17 protein-coding genes and 1 riboswitch are annotated in these 21,552 nt (G+C 27.7%); of the genes, 11 read left to right on the top strand and 6 right to left on the bottom strand.

Features of this window, described 5'->3' with window-relative positions:
* Nucleotides 1–147: 147 nt before the first annotated feature.
* The 4 genes from KGF38_RS07010 to KGF38_RS06995 all read right to left on the bottom strand — a co-directional run bounded on the left by KGF38_RS07010 (nucleotide 148) and on the right by KGF38_RS06995 (nucleotide 3,299).
* On the bottom strand, nucleotides 148–474 hold the full coding sequence (locus tag KGF38_RS07010; RefSeq protein WP_054270841.1) for an AzlD domain-containing protein: 327 nt from the start codon (nucleotides 472–474) through the stop codon (nucleotides 148–150).
* Nucleotides 467–1,168: an AzlC family ABC transporter permease gene (locus KGF38_RS07005; RefSeq protein WP_074178364.1), complete on the bottom strand. Its 702-nt coding sequence runs from the start codon at nucleotides 1,166–1,168 to the stop codon at nucleotides 467–469. Before KGF38_RS07005 ends, KGF38_RS07010 begins: the two co-directional genes overlap by 8 nt.
* A 265-nt stretch (nucleotides 1,169–1,433) precedes the next feature.
* Nucleotides 1,434–2,819 carry a PLP-dependent aminotransferase family protein gene (locus tag KGF38_RS07000; RefSeq protein ID WP_074178363.1) on the bottom strand — a complete coding sequence of 462 codons (1,386 nt, stop codon included), beginning with the start codon at nucleotides 2,817–2,819 and terminating at the stop codon, nucleotides 1,434–1,436.
* Between the two features lie 63 nt (nucleotides 2,820–2,882).
* Complete coding sequence (locus KGF38_RS06995) at nucleotides 2,883–3,299, bottom strand: DUF3284 domain-containing protein (RefSeq protein WP_054270838.1); 417 nt, start codon at nucleotides 3,297–3,299, stop codon at nucleotides 2,883–2,885.
* Between the two features lie 477 nt (nucleotides 3,300–3,776).
* Here KGF38_RS06995 and KGF38_RS06990 point away from each other — a divergent pair, with 477 nt between their 5' ends.
* The 7 genes from KGF38_RS06990 to KGF38_RS06960 all read left to right on the top strand — a co-directional run bounded on the left by KGF38_RS06990 (nucleotide 3,777) and on the right by KGF38_RS06960 (nucleotide 11,877).
* Nucleotides 3,777–6,680 (top strand): sigma 54-interacting transcriptional regulator, encoded by a 2,904-nt coding sequence (locus KGF38_RS06990; RefSeq protein ID WP_074178362.1) that lies wholly within the window; start codon nucleotides 3,777–3,779, stop codon nucleotides 6,678–6,680.
* A 31-nt stretch (nucleotides 6,681–6,711) separates the two neighbouring features.
* Nucleotides 6,712–7,158 (top strand): PTS sugar transporter subunit IIA, encoded by a 447-nt coding sequence (locus KGF38_RS06985; RefSeq protein WP_054270836.1) that lies wholly within the window; start codon nucleotides 6,712–6,714, stop codon nucleotides 7,156–7,158.
* Between the two features lie 95 nt (nucleotides 7,159–7,253).
* Nucleotides 7,254–7,556, top strand: coding sequence for a PTS sugar transporter subunit IIB (locus KGF38_RS06980; protein WP_054270835.1), 303 nt, complete (start codon nucleotides 7,254–7,256; stop codon nucleotides 7,554–7,556).
* Nucleotides 7,557–7,651: 95 nt separating this feature from the next.
* Nucleotides 7,652–9,058, top strand: coding sequence for a PTS galactitol transporter subunit IIC (locus KGF38_RS06975; protein ID WP_074178361.1), 1,407 nt, complete (start codon nucleotides 7,652–7,654; stop codon nucleotides 9,056–9,058).
* A gap of 334 nt (nucleotides 9,059–9,392) precedes the next feature.
* Entirely contained in the window at nucleotides 9,393–10,451 is a 1,059-nt protein-coding gene (locus KGF38_RS06970) for a galactitol-1-phosphate 5-dehydrogenase (protein ID WP_054270833.1), read from the top strand.
* A gap of 74 nt (nucleotides 10,452–10,525) precedes the next feature.
* On the top strand, nucleotides 10,526–11,212 hold the full coding sequence (gene araD / locus KGF38_RS06965) for an L-ribulose-5-phosphate 4-epimerase (protein ID WP_054270832.1): 687 nt from the start codon (nucleotides 10,526–10,528) through the stop codon (nucleotides 11,210–11,212).
* Between the two features lie 17 nt (nucleotides 11,213–11,229).
* Nucleotides 11,230–11,877 carry a class II aldolase/adducin family protein gene (locus tag KGF38_RS06960; protein ID WP_074178360.1) on the top strand — a complete coding sequence of 216 codons (648 nt, stop codon included), beginning with the start codon at nucleotides 11,230–11,232 and terminating at the stop codon, nucleotides 11,875–11,877.
* A 150-nt stretch (nucleotides 11,878–12,027) separates the two neighbouring features.
* On the opposite strand, the gene KGF38_RS06955 is transcribed toward KGF38_RS06960, so the two are convergent.
* Nucleotides 12,028–13,395, bottom strand: coding sequence for an alanine/glycine:cation symporter family protein (locus KGF38_RS06955; protein ID WP_054270830.1), 1,368 nt, complete (start codon nucleotides 13,393–13,395; stop codon nucleotides 12,028–12,030).
* A 189-nt stretch (nucleotides 13,396–13,584) separates the two neighbouring features.
* Nucleotides 13,585–13,673, bottom strand: a riboswitch (glycine riboswitch).
* A 428-nt stretch (nucleotides 13,674–14,101) separates the two neighbouring features.
* On the opposite strand from KGF38_RS06955, the gene KGF38_RS06950 reads away from it, so the two are divergent.
* A complete protein-coding gene (locus tag KGF38_RS06950) occupies nucleotides 14,102–16,222 on the top strand; it encodes a DNA topoisomerase III (protein ID WP_074178359.1) in 2,121 nt (706 codons plus the stop codon).
* Between the two features lie 103 nt (nucleotides 16,223–16,325).
* Nucleotides 16,326–17,567: a hypothetical protein gene (locus KGF38_RS06945; RefSeq protein ID WP_074178358.1), complete on the top strand. Its 1,242-nt coding sequence runs from the start codon at nucleotides 16,326–16,328 to the stop codon at nucleotides 17,565–17,567.
* A gap of 64 nt (nucleotides 17,568–17,631) precedes the next feature.
* Here the strand turns inward: KGF38_RS06945 and ytvI are convergent, their stop codons facing one another.
* Nucleotides 17,632–18,693 carry a sporulation integral membrane protein YtvI gene (gene ytvI / locus KGF38_RS06940; protein WP_074178357.1) on the bottom strand — a complete coding sequence of 354 codons (1,062 nt, stop codon included), beginning with the start codon at nucleotides 18,691–18,693 and terminating at the stop codon, nucleotides 17,632–17,634.
* Between the two features lie 277 nt (nucleotides 18,694–18,970).
* On the opposite strand from ytvI, the gene KGF38_RS06935 reads away from it, so the two are divergent.
* A complete protein-coding gene (locus tag KGF38_RS06935; protein WP_074178356.1) occupies nucleotides 18,971–19,711 on the top strand; it encodes a tyrosine-protein phosphatase in 741 nt (246 codons plus the stop codon).
* A gap of 11 nt (nucleotides 19,712–19,722) precedes the next feature.
* Nucleotides 19,723–21,501: a BglG family transcription antiterminator gene (locus tag KGF38_RS06930; RefSeq protein WP_074178355.1), complete on the top strand. Its 1,779-nt coding sequence runs from the start codon at nucleotides 19,723–19,725 to the stop codon at nucleotides 21,499–21,501.
* Nucleotides 21,502–21,552 lie beyond the last annotated feature (51 nt).

The raw sequence follows: 21,552 nt of genomic DNA, 5'->3' as shown, positions 1-21,552 counted from the left end.
AAATTTTATCATAATAAATTAAAATCTTGCTAGTAACGATTGAAATGTAAAAAACAGAGTGGTTTAAAACTACTCTGTTTTTTATTTAAAATCAAGATGATAATAAATTAAAATTGTACATATAATTTAGAAACTATTATCTAAAGATTATAGGATAATTCCAAATAAATATATAGATATCACACCTGTAACAATAGAAATCCCAATAGATTTAAACCTATAAGCTACAAGAAGTACAACTAGAAAAGATATAATTTTAGGATTAGTCATAGATAAATATAAATTATCATCATTAAAGAATACATCTTTAGCAGTTAAAGAAGTAAGTATTGCTACAGGTATAAATTTCATGATTTTTTTCAAAGGTTCAGGCATTTCTTTTTTTGAGAAAATCAACATAGGAAGAACTCTTGGAAGATATGTGACAATATACATTCCAATTATAATACAAAGTATGTAATAATTATTATTCATAAGACTCCTCCTTTTTATAGTAAGATTCCTCTATGAAGAAACCAATCAAAGATGCTAAAATTGAAGTAACTATTATCACCAAATTATTTCTAAATAATGCATATAATACAACTGAAATAATAATTGATGATATAAATACCACAATATAAATTTTATTTTTTATCTGAGAAACTATTAGAGCTATAAACATAGAGGTCAATATAAAACCAGAAATAGAACTATCTATAGATATACTTTCTCCTAAAAATGCTCCAATAAAATTAGCTAAAACTGATGAAATTAGACAGAAGAAGTTTAGATAAAGTGCATTTTTATCAGACCAATTTCCAGTAGTAAATTTTTCGTAATTAACTGCAAACGTTTCATCTGTTATAGTATGACAAAATGGTAATATAAATTTTGGACTTTTATTTTTTATACACATATTTAAATTAGAGCTCATTAGAAAATGTCTTAAATTAACAATGAATGTAGTCAAAACAATAGATGTTATACTTGCTCCAGTAGAAATCATTGAAGCTGCAATAAATTGAGAACTTCCTCCAAATACTAGTGTTACCATTAGTGCTATTTGAAAAGGTGAAAGACCAGATTTTTGTAATAGTATTCCTCCTACTATACCTATAGGTATATAACCTAGAAATATTGGGATTGAAGCAATAAAACTTTCTCTTAGCTCTTGAGATTTTCCCATAATAAAATCACTCCTTTTGTTTTAATGTATTAAAGATTAGTAAAACAGTAAAATAGATTAGTGGTATAATTGCAATCATACTTAAAAATGAATTTGGATTAATATGTAAACTATCATATAAAATCAAGATAGTTTAAAAATACTATCAAAATCAATATACTGGTAATAATCTATATTAATCTCTATAAATTAATTACTATTTGTTGTAATTTTATTGTAACAACAAAAAAAAATACACACAATTAAAAAATTGTGTGCAATACAATTATCTTTTTTCATCCAATAATCTTTTCAGTACAGTAAGACCTGCTTTAAGTTCTTCTGTACTTTCTGTAGCACATACGGCTATTCTTATTGCAGAAATAGGTTTTTCCTTTCCAACAGCAAAACGCTCAGATGCATAAACCTGTACACCTTTTTTAAGTGCCTCCATTTCAAATTCTTCTGCCATTATATCATCAGGCAGAATCAACCACCTAAAGATACATTCATCACTTCCTAAAAGATTGTATTCAGATAAATACTGATTAATAATCTTGTTTCTTCTCCTTGCAGATTTGCGACGAGCATTGATTAATTTATCAGCTTCTCCTGAACTAATCATACGATAAGCAATTTCTGTTAAAAAATAGGATTGAGATAAATTAATATTGTATAAAGCACTTGATAACGCTTCTCTATACTGTTTAGGTGTAGAGATATAGGCCAAACGTAAGCTAGGTGCAATAATTTTTGATAAACTCGTAATATAGATTGTCTGATTTGGTATATAAAAAGCCACTGGATTTAAATGTTCCTCATTAAGTAAGCTATGAATAGCATCTTCAATAACAATTAGATTGTATTTAGATGCAATATTTGCAATCATCTTTCGCCCATTTTGTGACATTATATGTGTAGTTGGATTTTGATAATCTGGTATTATGTATAGTCCTTTAATATTTTCATTTTTACAAGCATATAATAGACCTTCTTCACTAATTTCCATATTTTCTTGTTTAATTGGAACTAGTTGTATTCCAAGCATTTTAGCTGCAGTCTTTATTCCAGGGTAAGTTAATGGGTCTACACCTATTTTATCTCCATGTTGAAATAAACCTGCTAAAATGGCTACAATTGCATTTTGTCCACCACTTGCAGGAAGTAGACTATCTGCTGTAGTTTCAAGTCCAGCTCTAAAAATTAATTTAACAATAGCTTCTTTTTGCCACTTGGCACCATCTCTTTGGCCATACTGAAATATAGTTTTAAAATCGATTTCTTTAATTATATGCTTAAACAAGGTATTCATTTCTTCTAATGTGAAATCTGGATTCATTGTACCCATTTCAATAAATGTAATTTTATTATTACTCGACATTAAGAATAAATTTGAGCGTGTATCATAAGATACAAAGGTCCCACTTCCAGTAACTCCACTTACCAATCCTTTTTTTTCACAAATTTTAAAAGCTCTAGAAATGGTACTGACATTAACATCTAAAAAATCTGCCAATTCACGTTGTGGTGGTAATTTAGTACCTGGCAACAACAATCCATTATTGATGTCTATTTCTAACTGTTCTGCAAGAGCTTTATATAATATTTGTCCTTTTGAAGGTCGCTTTGGTTTCCAGCTCATAGGATAATTTTCAAAAGAATTAATTGGCATAAATTTTCACCTCTCATTATTAGTTTAATTGCTATCTTTATCTAAAACAATGAAGCCATATTTTTAATTATTCTTATTTTCTAACTCTATTTCCAAGTTCTTTATAAATTTATTAAATTCTTCTGGATGTCTTTTTCCAAATAATATTCTTACAAGGACTGAATTAATTTTTCCAAATACATTTCTCTCACTTTCACTTTCAGTGAAAATAAGTTTTGTATTTTTTAAATCAATATGTATAAGTTCATATCTAGTGATAATACTTTCTCTGTTATTGCTTGTTTTTATCTCATATATTTTATTTTTTTCAAAATTAGTTATTTCAACCTTAAATCTTTTGTTATTTTTCTGTTGTACAAATGTACCCACTGCTTTTTTTTCATTAAAATTAGGAAAATTTAATCTTGCAGATTTTGTAAATATATTAAATATATCTTTTGCAGAATGTTTTAATAAGATTTCAGCTTTAAATGTATTCATATCGTTTTCCTCTCTGTATGTAAATTTAATACTCGTAAATTAATTTTTAAGTTAAAATAGTATAATATGCCATATAAAAGCATGTAAAAGTCATTTGTATATCCAAAACCATATGGTATAAGTATTTATACTATTATGTAAAAGTAAAATTTTAAAACAGAAAGTGTTAAAAGCATAATTTATAATAATTTTTATTGTTGAGTAGATATGTATTATTATATCTAATTAAACAAGTTTTTCAATTATAAATTTATAAATATTATTATATTATAATTCAAATAAAGGATTAAATTATTTAAATTTATAAATAGTAAATACATTTAGTAAATTACTAAATATACAAAATGTAAATGATTATCAAATTGTATAAGTACCAATAACACCCAGTTACCTACAGGGTTTGAATAGCAAAAAATATTAAATTAAGTATGGCATGATAGTTGCTTATATAATTTATCAAGAAAGGAGTTATTAAGCATGGAGTTGAGAGATAAACTTGTAAACATCATAAATACAGAAAATAAAAAGGAACCATTAACAGATGTTCAGATAGCAAAGTTTTTAAGTACAACTAGAGAGAATATAACTAATTTAAGAAAAGAGCTTAATATAAGTAATTCAAGGCAAAGAAGATATCCTTATCTAAAGTCAGCAATTTCATCTATATTACAAAAGAATAAAAATATTTCTATATCAGAAATCACAAGAGAATTGATGGCAGAAGGTTTTAATATATCAAGAAGAGTTGTAGAGGAACTTTTGCCTAATGAAAGTTTGGAAATGAATGTAGTAGAGATACCTAAAGAAGAATCAGAAGATTCATTTGAAACTCTAATAGGAAATAAGGGAAGTCTTAAAAATGCAGTGGAACAGGCTAAGTCAGCTATATTATACCCTCCAAAAGGATTGCCCACGTTGATTGTAGGAGAAAGTGGAGTTGGTAAAAGTTTATTTTCTAAGCATATGTATGAGTTTGCAAAGAAGAAAAAAGTAATAAAAGAAAGTTCAAATTTTGTTGTATTTAATTGTGCTGATTATAGTGACAATCCACAATTATTGTTATCTTTGTTATTTGGATATAAAAAAGGTGCATTTACAGGTGCTGAATATGATACACCAGGTCTTGTAGAGGAAGCTGATGAAGGGGTTTTATTTTTAGATGAAATACACAGATTGCCTCCAAAAGGTCAAGAAATACTATTTTCTATATTAGACAGAGGAAAGTTTAGAAGATTAGGTGAAACTAATGCTGAAAGGAAAGTAAGTATTATGTTGATTGGAGCTACTACTGAAAATGTGGAAACTAATTTATTATTGACATTTAGAAGAAGAATACCAATGCTAATAACTTTACCACCATTACATGAGAGACTACTAAAAGAGAAAATAGACCTTATATACAATATCTTTCAACAAGAGTGTAATAGAATAAATGCAAAAATATTTGTAGATAAAAATGTAATTGAAATACTTGCACTAAAAAAATTTAGTGGAAATATAGGGCAATTACAAAATATGATTCAGGTTCTTTGTGCAAGAGCTTTTATGAAGTTTATAAATTCCAAAGGTGAAGATAAAGAGTCAATAGTAGTAGTAGATATAAATGAAGTTCTAAAGCTTAAAGATTCTTTTAAAGATGCAGCTTTTCAAGAGGTTGAATACACAGAAATAAGAAAATATTTAAAAAATGCTATATTTATGCCATTTAATTCAGATGAATCATCAGTAAAAGGAAATTTTTTGAGTGACGAGTATATGTTACCAGAAGATATATACAAAACAATTGAAAAAAAATATTATGATTTAAAATCCCTTGATATTGAAGATATAGATATAGAGAATATTTTATGGACTTTTATTTTAAATAGATTTGCTGATTTAAAGTTCAATCTTAATAGTGATGAAGAGCTTTTTTCAATGAGTGATTTAAATAGTTTTGTAAGTGATGATTTAGTCAAGTTAGTAAAAGAACTTATGAATGATATAGTTGAAAAAAATATTAGCTTAGAAGTAAATAAAAACATGTTCAAATATCTGGCAATACACTTAGAAGAAGCTATAAAAAGAATTAAATTAAATCAAAAAATAATAAACGTAAATTTAGAAAAAATAAGAAGTGATTTTTCAAAAGAATATGAAATTGGTAAAAATTTTGCAATAAAAATAGAAGAATTAATTGGTATTAAGATTCCAGATGATGAGATTGGATTTATAACACTATATATAAAATCAGCTCTAAAAAATGAAGTAAAAAAAGATAAAGTAGGATTAATAATAATTTCTCATGGACGTATAGCTACTGAGACTGTAAATGTGGTTAAAGAACTTTTAGGAGTAAAGTTTCCTGTAGCTATAGACATGCCTTTAGATGAAAAACCAATAAATATATACAATAAGGCAGTAGAATTATCAAAAATAATAGACCAAGGAAAAGGAGTTTTGTTTTTGGTAGATATTGGTTCACTTACGAACATAGGTCAGATAGTAAATAAGCGAACTAATATAAATACTAAAACTATTGATAGAGTGGATTTATTAATGGCATTAGAGGCAGCTAGGAAAGTTTCTATGGGAGATGAAGAATTAGATGAAATATTTTTTTCTTTGTTAAAAGATAGGATGGGATATAACTATGAATTGGAAAAACATATGGATAAATCAAATGCAATTGTAACTTTGTGTCTTACTGGAGAAGGAACTGCCAAATACATAAGTGAAACATTGGAAGAAAAGTATAATAATACTAAATGTTATCAAATGAGTGCGTTAGATGAAAATTTATTTTGTAAAATTGAAAATTTGAAGGAGACAAACAATATATTGGCTATTGTTGGGACAATAAATCCTAAGATACCAGGTATAAATTTTATCCCATATAATAAAGAACTTTTCAAAAACCTGGATATATACTTATCAAACTCAAGAAAACAAGAAGACAAACAAATTAAAGTGTATGAAAGAATGCTTGATGAAGATTTAGTTATTTTCGAACCAAATATATACTTTAAAAAGGATTTATTAGAGTATATATGTTCAATTCTTATAAATAAAGGATATGTGGAAAAAGATTACTTAGATTCTGTTTTACATAGAGAAGAAATGCTTCCAACATATTCTAAAGGAGCCATAGGTGTACCACATGGAGATTCATCTACTGTAAATAGTACAAGGTTTGTTTTTGTTAAACTAAAGAATCCTATTGACTGGAATGTAGGTAATGTAAATTTTATATTTATGCCAGTTTTTAAGACTAATGATAAAGATATTGTTAAAAATGTTCTTGAAATATTAAAAGATGAAGAATTTATGAATAATGCTAAGCAGTGTTTTAATAAAAATGATTTCAAAAATATTATATTAGATAAATTTAAACATCTGTAGCCATAACAAAAAATTGAGAGGAGTCAAAGTAATGAATGTAGATTTAATATCATTAGGCTTAGAATCTAATGATTATGAAAGTGTTATTAAAGAATTAGGAAATAAAATGTATGAAAAAGAATATGTAAAAAACACATACATAAGTGCTGTATTAGAAAGAGAAAAGACACTACCAACAGGTCTTGATATTGGTGAAATGTGTGTTGCTATTCCGCATACAGATTCAAAACATATAAATGAATCTAATGTAGCTGTGGGTATATTGAAAAATCCTGTAAAGTTTAATTCAATGATAGACCCAACAGATAGATTGGATGTAGAACTTGTATTCTTATTAGCAGTAAAGAATCCAGATTCACAAGTAAAATTATTAAAAGATTTAATGTCAGTTTTTCAAAATATAAAATTATTAAAAAATATAAAAAATGCGTCAACAAAAGAAGAAGTAGCTCAATTATTGGATTTTATAGAGTTATAGTGAAAATCCAAACAATCAAGAGTAAGTGTTGTTTTTAAATGAATTTAATTTATATAAAATAAAAACTTAAAGTATAAAATTAGGAGGAAATTATTATGAAACAATTCAATGTATTATCAGTTTGTGGTTCAGGGACAGTTACATCATCAATGGTGGCAGGTAAATTAAAAGAAGTATTAGGAGATAAGGGAATTTCTATTACAACAACAGAAGCTAGACCAACAGAAGCACTAAATTTGGCACAATCAGGAAGATTTGATTTTATAACATTTACTAGTCCACTTCAAACAGGTGATTATGGAATACCTACCATAAATGCATTTGCTTGTTTAACTGGAATAGGTGAAGAGGCATTTTTTGAAGAAGTATTAACTGTTATTGAGGGAATAAATAAGTAATATCTAGGTGTAAATTATAGTATTTAAATCTGTGATTTAGATACTATAATTAGTCTGAAAATTCAATTAAATATTTATAAATAGGAGGATAAAAGATGTTAGAATTTATGAAATCTATAATCGATACGTTTGGTTCTGCAATTATAGTTCCAATTATAATATTCATAATAGCAAAAATATTTAAAGTGACTACAAAGAAATCGTTTCTTTCTGCTGTTTATGCAGGAGTTGCTTTACAAGGTTTTACACTTATATTAAATTCTTTTACACCAATAATAACACCAGTTATTAATAGAATGGTTGAAAGTACAGGGGTAAATCTACCAGTTTTTGATGTTGGTTGGCAAGCTACATCATTGGTCGCATTTTCAACAAGTGCAGGAATGATATATTTAGGCCTTGGAATTTTATTACAAACAATTTTATTTTTAGTAAAATGGACAGATGTATTTCAGCCTTCAGATTTATGGAATAATTATTCGTATATGGTATGGGGAGCTATGGTCATAGGAGTAACAGGAAATTTCCCTTTAGGTATAGGATGTATGGTTTTATTAAACTTATATAGTTTATTAATATCAGAATTAGTTGCAAAGAGATGGTCCAGTTACTATAGATATCCTAACTGTACAATAATAGCTATGCATAACGTTGAGGCCTCTGTATTTGCAGTATTTGCAGACCCTATATACAATAAACTTGGATTAAACAAAATTAAGTTAAATCCTAAAGAACTAGAGAAAAAACTAGGTTTCTTAGGTGAACCAATTACTTTAGGTCTTTTTCTAGGTATGTTTATTGGGATATTAGGTAATATGACAAGAATAAATACTATGGAAGCTTGGGGAGAAATAATGAAGGTAGGAATATCTACGAGTGCTGTTATGGCAATTTTCCCTAAAGTAGCAAGTATGTTTGCTCAAGCATTTGCACCTATAACAGAAGCTGCTAGGAAGATTATGCAAAAAGCTGGAAATCGTGAGTGGTATATAGCAGTAAATGATGCTGTTGGATATGGTGAACCTGCAACACTAATATCAGGTCTTATTTTAATTCCAATAATGCTTGTAGTAGCCATGATACTTCCTGGTAATAAGGTATTACCAGTTGTAGATTTATTGGCAATTCCATACATGGTGCAAGGTTTAGTTGCTATACATAATGGTAATATTCCAAAAGTATTAGTTTCAGGTATAATTTGGTTTGGACTAGGATTATATATTTGTACATCTACAGCACCATTATTTACAGATATGGCTACAGGAATAGGAGTTGCTATACCAGCAGGAGCAATGCTAATAACAAGTTTCAATATATTAGGAAAACCTCTGATGGGATTAGTTTTCTTTGCGTTTTTAAGTGCAAATCCGATTTATATAGGTCTTTCGATTGCAATTTACTTCATCTTATGGTCGTTATTTAGAAAAAATAAAGCAAGTATACTTGATTATTTAGAAAAGCAAGCACTTAAAAATGTAGTAGAGGAGTCTGTAGCAGTTTAAATTTATAAGTGATAAAAAGAGGAATTAAAGGAGTTTATAGTTGATTTTATATAAATATCAGAGATTATTTGATAAGTATTTAAATGAAATATAGACTCCTTTTTATGATGTATATATTTATAATTTATTGTATTGTATAGTCAATTTTTTAGGTGTCTTGTTATACAAACATACTCTTTTATGTTTATACAATAATGTAGTCTAATTTTATAAAATGTAACTCATATTGGCAAAATACCTTGTATATAACGTATTTGCATGAATAAACTATTTATCTTTTGTATGGCATAGATATTGCTATATACAAGTATATAGCATGAAAGGAGATATTTATATGTCAGATAAAATGAGAGCATCAGTATTATACAATATAGGTGATGTTAGATATGAAATGGTAGATATACCAGAAATAAAAGAGAAAGAAGTACTTGTAAATGTAAAATATGTTGGAATATGTGGTTCAGATTTACCTAGGTCTATGGTAAGTGGTTTGAGTGGAAATACAGCATATCCATTAATTTTAGGACATGAATTTTCTGGGGAAGTTGTTAAAGTTGGAGAAAAAGTAAAAAATATTAATGTAGGAGATAGAGTGACAGTTGCTCCATTAGTACCTTGTAGAGAATGTAACCATTGTAAAAAGGGTAATTTTGGTTTGTGTGATGATTACAATATAATTGGAACAAGAGTAAATGGAGCATTGGCAGAATATGTAAGAGTTCCTGAAGAACATATTTTAAAACTTCCAGATACATTGGACTATGAAACTGCTGCTGGAATTGAACCAGCAACTATAGCTTATCATGGTATTTCAAATTCAGGTATTAAAGTAGGAGATAGTGTAGTTGTATTAGGTTGTGGTCCAATAGGCCAATTTACTATACAATGGGCAAGGGTTTTTGGAGCGTCTAAAATTATAGCTATCGATATTTTTAATGAAAAATTAGAACTTTCTAAATCTCTAGGAGCAAATTATACCTTGAATTCAAAAGAAGTAAATGTAATTGAAGAAATAAGAAAAATAACCAATGGTGGTTCTGATATTGTTATAGAAACTGCTGGTAGTAGGTTTACACAAGAACAATCTTTACTAATAGCTAAAAAAAGAGGGCAGATAGTATTTGTAGGAATATCACATGCAGAACTACCGCTTAGTGTAGAAGCTACTGAGTGTATATTGCGTGGAGAACTCACTTTAAAAGGTTCTTGGAATTCATATACAAGTCCTTATCCTGGAAGAGCATGGACTGCAACTTTGGATTTTATGGAAAAAGGTGATATTGTTTTTACACCAATGATTTCACACAAAATAGGGCTTAATGAGGTAGGAGATTTTTTAAGTAAAATGAGCAAGAAAGAGATTAAATTTAATAAAATCCTAGTAGAAATATAATAATTAAATTATAAAATTTGGATATTAAACAAAATAAGAGTAATTTTTCTAAATAAAATGTAGGGGGGAGAAAGATGTTAGAAAGTTTAAAGGAAGAGGTACTAAAAGCGAATTTAGAATTACCTGCAAGAGGGCTAATTACTTATACCTGGGGAAATGTGAGTGGTATAGACAGAGAAAAAGGATTGGTAGTTATAAAACCAAGTGGTGTAGAGTATAGTAGTATGAGTGTAGAAGACATGGTAGTAGTTGATTTAGAAGGCAATGTAATTGATGGTAAATTGAAGCCGTCTTCAGATACTCCAACGCATCTAGTTTTATATAAAGAGTTTGAAGAATTAGGAGGAATAGTGCATACACATTCAAGTTGGGCAACTATTTGGGCTCAAATAGGAAAATCTATACCAGCATGTGGTACTACTCATGCAGATTATTTTTACGGAAGTATACCATGCACTAGAAAAATGGTTCGAGAAGAAATTTGTAATGATTATGAAAAGGAGACTGGAAATGTGATTGTTGAAGAGTTTATGGGAAAAAATCCAATTCATTGTCCAGGAATAATTGTGAATGACCATGGACCTTTTACATGGGGCAAAAATGCAAAAGAGGCTGTACATAATGCAGTAGTTTTGGAAGAAGTCGCAAAAATGGCTTATTATACAGAATTAATGAGCCCTGAGAATATTATGGATAAAGTGCTTATGAATAAACATTTTTCGAGAAAACATGGAAAAGATGCATACTATGGTCAAAAATGATTATTTGGAGGTAAATTATGTTGGAGTCTTTGAAGGCTAAAATTGTTGAAATAGCAATTAAAGCAGAACATTATGGCTTATGTAAAGAAAAGGCTGGTAATTTTAGTATTAGAGATAAAGAGACTGGATATGTTCTCATAACACCCTCTGGTATAGGCAGAGGAGAATTAAAAACAGAATATATTTGTGTGTTAGATTTAGATGGAAATGTAATAGAAGTTAAGAAGGGAATTAAGCCTAGCAGTGAAATATTGATGCATATTGAAATATATAAAACAAGGGAAAATGTGAATGCTATATCACACACTCACTCTATATATGCAACATCTTTTTCGGTAGCAAAGAAACCCATTATACCAATTGTATATGAGTCTGTTAATTATGGTGGTTATGTGGATATTGCTCCATATGCAAGGCCAGGAACTTTAAAACTTGCTAAAAATGTTTCAAAATTATTGCTATATACAGATGCTTGTTTGTTAGAAAGACATGGATTAACAACTGTGGGTAATGATTTAGAAGAGGCATTATTAAAATCAAGGTATGTAGAAGAAGTAGCAGAAATATACTATAGGTCTTTAGTGTTAAATCAATTTAAGGAACCTGAAGCAGTAGATGTTGATGAATTTAAATCATGGAAATATCCAGAAGAAATAAAATTTTAATCTATACAAATTACATTAAGATATTAATTAAAATATAGATATACTATTTATGTGAATTATTATTTTTGTAAATGTATTTAGTATACTTTTTTAAACGAATATAGAATTCCAGAGTCGTATGAATTTGACTTGGAATTCTATATTTTTTATTTATGCATTATTTTTCAACTGATTTTCTGGAGAATTTATATATTCAAAGTATTTTTTAGTTTCAGATACTATTATAGGAGATAATGCAAGTAAAGCTATTAGGTTAGGTATTGCCATAAGTCCATTTACAATATCAGCAATTATCCAAACAACTTCTAATTTTAAGAATGCACCTAATAGTACCATGGCAACAAATACAGTTCTATATCCATTCATGCCTTTTACACCAAATAGGAACTCAAAACATCTTTCTCCATAATAACTCCAACCTAAAATTGTAGTAAATGCAAATAATGTCAAACTAATTGTAAGTAATATTGGTCCAAATGTAGGAATTGCTCCATTAAAAGCTGCCTGTGTCATAACAGCTCCATTAAGGTCTGAACACCATACTCCTGAAATAACAAGAGAGAATCCAGTAAGTGTACAGATTATAATAGTATCTATAAAAGTACCTGTCATAGATATAAGACCCTGTTCCGCTGGCCATTCAGTTTTAGCCGCAGCTGCAGCTATTGGAGCACTACCTAGACCAGATTCATTTGAAAATACACCACGAGCTATACCATTTCTAATAGCTAGTGAGATAGTTGCTCCTAGGAAACCACCAGTTGCAGCAGTAGTTGTAAAAGCACTTTTAATTATTAGCATAAAAGTTTCTGGTATCTTGTTCCAGAAAGATATTAAAATAATACCACAGATTACAATGTATATAACAGCCATAAAAGGTACTATTTTAGTAGCTACATTAGAGATACTTTTAAGACCTCCAAACACAACTAAGGCTACAAATACTGCTAATATGACACCTGTAATTCTAGGGTCTACACCAAAACTACTATTTATTGCATCTGTTATTGAATTTACTTGAGTGAAAGTACCTATTCCTAAAAGTGCAACTAATATACCACTTATAGCAAAAAATATTGCAAGAGGTCTCCATTTTTCACCCATACCATTTACTATGTAATACATAGGTCCACCAGACACTTGACCATTTTTGTCTTTAGTTCTATATTTTATTGCAAGAACACCTTCTGAATACTTAGTAGCCATTCCAAAGAATGCTGCTATCCACATCCAAAAAAGGGCACCAGGTCCCCCAGCCTTAATAGCTGTAGCAACACCTACAATATTACCAGTACCAACTGTAGCAGCTAGTGCAGTACATAAAGCTGCAAAACTTGAAACATCACCACTACCTTTGTTTTCAGCAGAGAAGATTAATTTAAGAGCTCTTGGAAGTTTAGTTATTTGTATAACTCCAAGTTTAACAGTAAGCAATATACCAGTACCAACAAGTAGTACTAGTAAGGGTGGTCCCCAAATAAAAGCATCAACTTTGTTTAAAATATCAATTAGATTCATAAAAACACTCCCTCATTTTTTTTTGCTTTGCATAATCAATAGAATTTTTAATGAAGTAATTGACAGGAAATAAGTATAATTTATTAATAATTTCTAGTGTAATAAAAAAAGCTAAATCTAAAAAAGATTCAGCTCTGGATATACACTAATTAGCAACCAAAATAAAAGTATTAATAATACTGATTTTGGTAGATAATCCCTGTCCTTTTGCCTGAGAGATTGAGCATAAAAGCCTTGCCCCTTCGGCGCCCATAATGGGTCTCTCCAGAGTTCCGTAAATTTTACAGTCCTACTTTTAAAAAGTACCTGAGAGTGTTACTCCTTCGGTGTGCTAGATAGCAACTCTTCTATAAAATCTTAACCGGATATTGATTTGTCATAGCTTATTGTATTAATAATATTAATATAAGTTTTTATGTTTTGTCAACTAAAAAATTAAAAAACAGTAAGAAGATATAAAAATGTAAGTCTAATTACGAATAATAAAATTAAAAATATAAGTAATATACGTGGAATTTGATGTCATAATAAGTATACAAATTAGGTATAAAATAAGTTTTAGATAAAAAAATAAGAAAATCTTAAATAATTAATTAGATACCATTAAATTATGGTAATATTATAGTTACGATATTAAGAAAAGTTCTATTTATTTAGATTTTAAGTGCAATATGAGATTGAACATAGAGAAAGGAAGTATTTTTAGATGGGAAAAATATTAGTACTAGCAGAAAAACCTTCTGTTGGAAGAGATATAGCAAAAGTTTTGGGGTCGAAAAATGAAAAAAGTGGATATATAGAGGGGCCAAAGTATGTAGTTACTTGGGCATTAGGTCATTTAGTTACACTTGCAGACCCTGAAAGTTATGGAGAAAGATATAAATCATGGAACTTAGAAGACTTACCAATTCTTCCTAAGTATCTAAAGACTGTTGTAATAAAAAAGAGTGGAAAGCAATTTAATACAGTCAAGGCTCAAATGAATAGGAATGATATAGATGAAATAGTTATAGCAACAGATGCAGGTCGTGAAGGAGAACTTGTGGCAAGATGGATAATAGAAAAATCACAAGTAAAAAAGCCTTTAAAACGTCTTTGGATTTCTTCAAGTACAGATAAAGCAATAAAAGAAGGTTTTGCAAAATTAAAAAGTGGAAAAGAATATGAAAATTTATATTATTCAGCAATAGCACGAGCAGAAGCTGATTGGATTATTGGAATAAATGCAACTAGAGCTTTGACAACAAAGTATAATGCGCAACTTTCTTGTGGAAGAGTTCAAACACCTACTCTTGCCATGTTACTAAAGAGAGAGGAAGAAATAAGAAATTTTAAACCTAAAGAGTACTATGGATTGGAGTTAATTGCTACAAAGGGAAGTTCAGACATAAAATTTATTTGGAGTGATAAGAACAACAATTCTTCAACATTCAGTAAAGAAAAGATAGATTCTACATTAAAAAAGGTGAAAAATTTAGATATAAAAATATCTGAGGTAAGTAAATCATATAAGAAAAAATATTCTCCTGCACTATATGATTTAACAGAGTTGCAAAGAGATGCAAATAAAATGTTTGGATTTTCAGCAAAAGAAACATTGTCTATAATGCAAAAGTTATATGAGCATCATAAAGTGCTTACTTATCCTAGAACTGATTCTAGATATTTAACATCAGATATTGTTGGGACATTAAAAGACAGGATAAAAGCTGTAAATGTTAGTGATTATTCAAAGATTTGCAACAAATTATTAAAAAGCAATATTACAGCTAATAAATCTTTTGTTGATAATTCAAAGGTAACAGACCATCATGCAATAATACCAACAGAGCAGAAGGTATTTATGAGTGATTTTAGTGATAAAGAGCGAAAAATATATAATCTTGTAGTAAAAAGATTTTTAGCAGTATTATCTCCTCCATTTGAATATGAGCAGACAACTATAAATGCAAGTATAGAAGGAGAAACATTCAAAGCAAAGGGAAATAAAGTAATAAATTTAGGATGGAAGGAAAGCTATAAAGATATTGATGATGAAGATGAATATGAAAGTATACCAAATGTTTTAGAAAAAGACATACTTAAAGTTAAGGAATTAAAGGTAACTTCAGGTAAAACAAATCCGCCACCATATTTGAATGAGGGCACATTATTAACAGCTATGGAAAAAAATGGTCTTGGAACAGTTGCTACAAGAGCAGATATAATAGAAAAATTGTTCAATTCATTTTTGATGGAAAAGAAAAATAAAGATATATATATAACATCAAAAGGGAGACAATTATTGGATTTGGTTCCAGTAGATTTGAAAACACCAGAACTTACAGCTTCATGGGAAAAAAAATTATTGGAGATTTCAAATGGAAAACTTAATAAAAACACATTTATAAATGATATGAAAGCTTATTCAAAAGACATTGTCTTAGAAGTGAAAAATAGTGATAATAAATTTAAACATGATAATTTAACTAAAAATAGATGTCCAGAGTGTGGTAAATTCATGCTGGAGGTAAATGGTAAAAAAGGTAAAATGCTGATTTGTGAAGATAGAGAGTGTAATACTAGAAAAACTATATCACAAGTAACTAATTCAAGATGCCCTAATTGTCATAAGAAATTAGAACTTCGTGGAGAAGGTGAAGGAAGAATTTTCACTTGTAGCTGTGGATATAGAGAGAAATTGTCATCTTTCAATAAAAGAAAGCAAGAGGAAAAAAAGAAGGCATCAAAAAAAGATGTTAATCAATACTTAAAAAATCAAAACAAAACTCAAGAAACATTTAATAATCCATTTGCAGAAGCACTAGCTAAATTGAAAAATAAATAGTTTTTAAATTATTATTATACACAATTAGAAGTTTAACTATATATTAGTTATATGTACTGATATAATATAGTGTATAATTTAGGCATGAAAGTAGGGCTGTTAAATGGATTTAAATATTATATTTGAATATTATTGTAAAAAATGTGAGGATACATGGAATAATTCAAGTGTTGAATTATCTGAGAATATAGAAACATATAGTAAAAATTCACAAAAAAAGAGTGAAAAAGAATTGGATAAATTGATAGATACATTATCAACTCACTTAAAAAAATATCCAAGTGATTTTGTATTGAGAAGAATGTGGGTAAAAAAAGGCGAGGTATTTTTACAAAATACATTAGAAAAAGACAATATTTTCAAGTTAGAAAAAATGGATGTTGAAGATAGAAAAAAGTTTTTAGGTATAACAAAACAGTTTATTAGAGATGCCAGAAAATTTGATGATGATTTGCCTATAAGTGATATTATGCAGGCAATGAGGAATGTATGGATTTCAAATGCATTACAATTATTATTTGATAAAGAAGTTTATTATTCAAAAGCAAACTTTGCATATAGCATGTTATATCCATATACAGACAACTATTTAGACAATACAAATATAAATGAAATTGATAAAGTCTTATTTAATAGCTGGTTAGAAAAAAGACTCTTGGGAGAACAAATTAAACCTAATAACTACCATGAAAGTAAAGTATCCCAAATGATTGATTATATTGAAAGTGTTTATCCTAGAGAACAATTTAAAGAAGTCTATGAGTCACTATTATTGATATTTAAAAGTCAAGTAAAGAGCTTAAAGCAACAAGATAGAAAAAGTAATTTGTGTAAAGAAGAATTATTATCTATTTCTATTGAAAAAGGTGGTTCATCTGTTTTAGTAGATGGACACTTAATAAGTGGTTTGATGACAAAGGAAGAAATAGAGTTTTGCATTGGTTATGGATTTTTATTGCAAGTATCTGATGATTTGCAGGATATAAAAGAAGATTTAAAATTCAATCATGAAACTGTTATGACAGAAACGATAAAAAATGGAACTTTAGATAAAATCACAAATAAATTAATAAATTTTACTATTGAATTGATAGATGGTTTTAAAATTAATAATAAAAACGAATCTGTAATAACTATGATAAAGAATGATTGCTTGATGTTAATCTTATTTTCTGTAGTGTATAATGCTGAATTTTTTTCTAAGGAATATATAAAAGTAATAGAAAAATTTATTCCATATACAATATCTTACTCATTAGAAATTAAAGAAAAATTTAAAAATGTAGATGTTTTAAATAATGAAGACGAATATAAAGAAATGATTGATATTATTTGTAAAGAGTAGCAAAAATAGTGAGATGTACAATACATCTCACTATTTTAAGTTTAAATAAAATGTAAAAGCTAATCTATTTAAATGCAGTGATAATACCATTATCGTGTAGATTTTTTATGATTGTAGCTGCTATGGGAAATCCAAATAATCCAGCTATTCCAAATAGTTGAGCTCCAACAAACATACACATTAGAGTTATTAAAGGGTATAGACCAATTTGGTGTCCTACTACCTTTGGTTCTAGTATCTGTCTAACTACAGTTATAATGATATATAGTATTAGAAGCCCTATTGCTAAGTTGATATTGCCATTAATTAATGAAATAATCATCCAAGGTGTCAAAATACTTCCTGTACCTAAGACTGGTAAAATATCAACAAGTGCTATGATGACAGATATAGCAAATGCATTTTCAACTCTTAGGATATTAAGTCCAATAAGTAGCTCTATAAATGTCACTGATAGTAGTATTGCATATGCTTTTAGCAGTTTTAAAAGAGCATTAATACTACTATTTTTTATATTTATTATCATCAGCTGACTTTTTTCTGGAAATTGTTTTAAGATAAAGTTTACTATTTTTTGATAGTCAAAAGTAAAGAAAAAAGAAGCAATCAAGGTAATAATAAGTTTTAGCATAAATGCAGGTGTTTTACTTGCAATACTTGCAATAGCATTAAGTGCATTTGTTGAAACAGAGGCGACTAAAGACATCATCGATTGACTTATATTATCCCAACCAAGTATCAATGCTAGGTTAACATTAGGTGTACTAGCATCTATTTTAGAAAACAGAGTATTTAGTGTTGGTTGTATATTTGATTTATATATTTCAGGAAGTCTAAAAAATATGTCACTTACACTCGTAAATATTTTTGCACCAAAACTAATTAATAAAAATATGCATAATCCATAAAAGGCTAAAAGTACTGTTACAGAAATAAATGTACGATTTAAATTCGTATTATTTGTAATAAGTCTTATAATAGGTCTTAAGATGGATGCAATTATAAAACTGATGACAAAAGGCATCAACAATGGTAATAAGAATTTTAACGCAATATATACAATACTTCCTATTAAGACAACATATGTAAACTTAATTATAAAATTCTTTTGCTTTTGAATGTCCATAATATAAATCCTCCAATGTATTTGATATTATTCTAAATATGGTCTTTTTTACATAAAATATACTACTGTATATTGATTATAAACTATAAAGCTTCTACAAAGTAAATAAATTATGTAAAATTTAGGTTAATTTTGTATAAAGATATACTTTTATATTTTACAATTGCTAACTAAATACTAAAAAATATTTTAAATAAACAATATGAAATTGTGATAAAATTAATTTATAAATATTATTAAATATAAGTACAATAGATAGCTTTTAAGAGGTGGTAAGATGAAAAATTTTAGAGATTTAGGTGGTAATAAAACTGAAGATGGTAGGACTGTAAAGTATGGTTTATTTTATAGGTCTGCAAAATTATCAAATCTAAGTAAAAATGATATAAAAATTTTAAAAGAATTAAATATTAAATATATATTTGATTATAGAAGTGACGAAGAAGCTCGTAAACATCCATCAACAATAATATCAAATATAAAAAACATAAGAATTCCAGCTATGAGAGAGTTAGAAGAATCAGAAGGAAATTTTGGTTCTATTGAAGATATGATTGATGGTTTGTTTGAAAAAGATGGTGCATTTAATATGTTAAACAATAGTTATTATAATTTACCAATAAGAAATCCATCTTATAAAAAATTAGTAGAGCTTGTAAAGGATTATTCTAATTTACCAATATTAAATCATTGTACAGCAGGGAAAGATAGAACTGGTGTAGGGAGTGCTATAATTCTTATGATTTTAGGTGTATCAAGAGAGAACATAATGAAAGATTATTTGAAAAGTAATGAATTTGCAGATAAGGAAATAGAAAGGTTTGTTGAATATAAGCCTAAATTTAAGGGAATTCCAAAAGAAAAATTAAATTATATATTTGGTGTGAATGAAGAATATATGAAGACTGCTTTTAGAAGAATTGATGAAGAATACAGTAGTGTGGAAAAATATTTATATGGAGAATTTAGTTTAGATAAAGAAGAAATAAAAAAATTGAGAAATCAATATTTAGAGTAAAAGGTGATTTTATGAGTTTAAATATAACAGCAAGACAGATAAGTATAATAAAAATCCTGTTAAATTCTGAAGATACAATTAGTGGTCTTGCCTTGAGTCAAGAAATAGGATGCTCTTCAAAAACTATACAAAGTGAAATAAAAGATATTAATAAACAACTTAAAAAAAGTAAAATTCTATCAATACGAGGAGTTGGTTATAAGCTAGAGGGGAGCTTTGATGAGGTGAACCTAAATAGCAATCTATATGATGATGTAGATAGAGTAGAGTATATAATCAGAAAAGTGTTAACCTTGAGTAATGAAGAAAAAAATACCATAAGGCTTGAAGATTTAGCAGATTCCATGTATGTGAGTGTTTCAACAGTAAAAAATGACTTAAAAGAAGTAAAAAGAATATTAGAAAAGTATTCCATTTCGATTAAGTCCAAGCATAAGCAAGGTATCTGTATTTCTGAAAATGAAGATAGAATAGTAAATTGTATAATTGATTTGAGTAATAAGAGAGATAATCAATTGACTCTAAATGATTTTTTAAATGATGATATAAGAGAAAAAAAATTAATAATAAAAAAAATATTATTAGATGTATTAAATGAAAATGGTTTGGTATTAACTGACATAGAATTTAAAAATGTGTTGAATAATATACTAGTTATGTTAAGTCGACACAAGTGCGATGAAAAAGAATTTATAGAAAGTTTTGTAGAAAATTATAGCAATAAAAGAAGTTCGATTTTGGAAAATGAACAAAATAAAGAAATTATAATAAGCTCAATAAAAACCTTTTGTAAAAATTTAAAATTAGCTACCTCAATAGATATAAGTCATGATGAGATATTTGAAGAATTTTTATATAAGCATATTAGTAGTCTGTGTAAAAAAATAAAGCTAGGTATAAATCAATCACCTATAATAGCTCAAGACATTAAAATAAAATATCCATTTGCTTTTGAGCTAGCTAGTATAGCTAAAAAAACAATAGAAAAAGACTTAAACATAGAAATCAATGAGGATGAGGTTGCAAACATAGCTCTACATATAGGTGGAGCTGTTGAAAGGGCTTCTTATAATAATAAAGATAAGGTTTTCAAGACTATAATAGTTTGCACATCAGGTATAGGGACATCAATGTTAATAAAGGCTAAATTGGAAAATGTATTTAAAGAAAAACTAGAAATATTAAAAGTTATTCCTTCATACTTAGTTGAATATATAAAAGTTATAGATGTTGATTTTGTAATATCTACTGTTCCTATTGAAATAGCAGATATACCAGTAATAAATATATCTCCTATTTTAAGTGAAAAAGAAATCAAATTAATTGAAAAATATATAGAAACAGGAAATATATATTTAGATTTAGATATAAAAAATCTTCTTGATAATGAATTATTTTTTACTGATTTAGATTTTAAAAGGAAAGAAGACGTTATAAATTTTATGGCAAGTAAACTTGTGCAAAAAGGTTACATAGATGATGATATGAAAAATTCTTACTTTGAGAGAGAAAAAATAGCTACAACTGAAATAGGAAATATGGTAACCATACCACATGGAGCAATTGGAAAAGTTTTTGAAAACAAAATAGCAATTGGAATATTGAAGACTCCTATTGCTTGGGAAATATCAGATGTTCGTTTGATAATAATGTTAGCTCTTGATAAGGATAAAATATTGGATTATGAAGTTATATTTTCAAATATATATAAAAGAGTAGATTCTATAGCAAAAGTTATAAGTATATGTGAAAATAGCAATTTTGAAAAGTTTGTAAACTTATTTAAGTAGAGAGATATCATATAGTATTGCATATACACTTGTAAGTTTGGATAATATAAA

It is taken from the genome of Clostridioides sp. ZZV14-6387 (assembly GCF_020657835.1).
GTDB classification, from domain to species: Bacteria; Bacillota; Clostridia; order Peptostreptococcales; family Peptostreptococcaceae; genus Clostridioides; species Clostridioides difficile_A.
Note: the sequence above shows the minus strand (reverse complement) of the source record. Positions and strands in the feature narration are given on the sequence as shown.

Coding starts and splice junctions, on each gene's coding strand:
- araD (WP_054270832.1), top strand. CDS start 10,526: ATGTTAGAAAGTTTAAAGGAAGAGGTACTAAAAGCGAATTTAGAATTA.
- KGF38_RS06995 (WP_054270838.1), bottom strand. CDS start 3,299: ATGAATACATTTAAAGCTGAAATCTTATTAAAACATTCTGCAAAAGAT.
- KGF38_RS06985 (WP_054270836.1), top strand. CDS start 6,712: ATGAATGTAGATTTAATATCATTAGGCTTAGAATCTAATGATTATGAA.
- KGF38_RS06935 (WP_074178356.1), top strand. CDS start 18,971: ATGAAAAATTTTAGAGATTTAGGTGGTAATAAAACTGAAGATGGTAGG.
- KGF38_RS06960 (WP_074178360.1), top strand. CDS start 11,230: ATGTTGGAGTCTTTGAAGGCTAAAATTGTTGAAATAGCAATTAAAGCA.
- KGF38_RS07000 (WP_074178363.1), bottom strand. CDS start 2,819: ATGCCAATTAATTCTTTTGAAAATTATCCTATGAGCTGGAAACCAAAG.
- KGF38_RS07005 (WP_074178364.1), bottom strand. CDS start 1,168: ATGGGAAAATCTCAAGAGCTAAGAGAAAGTTTTATTGCTTCAATCCCA.
- KGF38_RS06930 (WP_074178355.1), top strand. CDS start 19,723: ATGAGTTTAAATATAACAGCAAGACAGATAAGTATAATAAAAATCCTG.
- KGF38_RS06975 (WP_074178361.1), top strand. CDS start 7,652: ATGTTAGAATTTATGAAATCTATAATCGATACGTTTGGTTCTGCAATT.
- KGF38_RS07010 (WP_054270841.1), bottom strand. CDS start 474: ATGAATAATAATTATTACATACTTTGTATTATAATTGGAATGTATATT.
- ytvI (WP_074178357.1), bottom strand. CDS start 18,693: ATGGACATTCAAAAGCAAAAGAATTTTATAATTAAGTTTACATATGTT.
- KGF38_RS06990 (WP_074178362.1), top strand. CDS start 3,777: ATGGAGTTGAGAGATAAACTTGTAAACATCATAAATACAGAAAATAAA.
- KGF38_RS06970 (WP_054270833.1), top strand. CDS start 9,393: ATGTCAGATAAAATGAGAGCATCAGTATTATACAATATAGGTGATGTT.
- KGF38_RS06955 (WP_054270830.1), bottom strand. CDS start 13,395: ATGAATCTAATTGATATTTTAAACAAAGTTGATGCTTTTATTTGGGGA.
- KGF38_RS06980 (WP_054270835.1), top strand. CDS start 7,254: ATGAAACAATTCAATGTATTATCAGTTTGTGGTTCAGGGACAGTTACA.
- KGF38_RS06950 (WP_074178359.1), top strand. CDS start 14,102: ATGGGAAAAATATTAGTACTAGCAGAAAAACCTTCTGTTGGAAGAGAT.
- KGF38_RS06945 (WP_074178358.1), top strand. CDS start 16,326: ATGGATTTAAATATTATATTTGAATATTATTGTAAAAAATGTGAGGAT.